Below are 635 nucleotides of genomic sequence, written 5' to 3'. Positions count from 1 at the left end.
CGCACTACCCGCCCCCACTTCTCCACCTCGGCGCGCTGGAAGGCTGCAAACTCGGCCGGTCTGGCCGGGAATGGCTGCAGCCCCGCGGCCTCGAGGCGCGACACGAACCCGGGGTGAGCAAGCGAGGTCTGCACCGCCGCATTCACCCGTTCCACGATCGGGGCAGGTAGCAGGGCAGGGGCGAACACCCCGTCCCAGGTGTCGGCCTCAAAGCCCGGCAGCGTCTCGGCCACTGTGGGGACGTCAGGAGCGGCAGGGGTACGCTGTGCCGAGGTCACAGCCAGAGCACGCGCCCGGCCCTGCTTCACCTGCGGCAGGGCCGAGGAGAAGGTGTCGAACATCATCTGAATGTCGCCACTGAGCAGGGCGGTCGCGGCCGGCGCGGTGCTTCGGAAGGGCACGTGCAGCAGGTCCACCCCCGCCATCTGCCGGAACATCTCGCCGCAGATGTGCGTGCTCGTCCCGTTGCCACCCGAGCCATAGCTGATCACCCCGGGCTTGGCCTTTGCCAGAGCGGCCAGCTCGGCGACACTGGTGGCCGGAAGGGAGGGGTGGACGATCAGCAGGTGGGTTCCGACCGTCGTCCGCGAGATCGGCGTGAAGTCGGTGACAGGGCTATAGGGCAGCCGCCCTTG

1 protein-coding gene is annotated in these 635 nt (G+C 69.3%); it reads right to left on the bottom strand.

Annotated features, from left to right (window positions below; genetic code table 11):
- Positions 1-635: tripartite tricarboxylate transporter substrate-binding protein (locus tag D9599_RS30825; protein WP_198385148.1), on the bottom strand; the 635-nt coding region annotated here is incomplete at both ends.

The sequence above is a fragment of the Roseomonas sp. KE2513 genome, assembly GCF_016107305.1.
Classification (GTDB): Bacteria; Pseudomonadota; Alphaproteobacteria; order Acetobacterales; family Acetobacteraceae; genus Roseomonas.
Note: the sequence above shows the minus strand (reverse complement) of the source record. Positions and strands in the feature narration are given on the sequence as shown.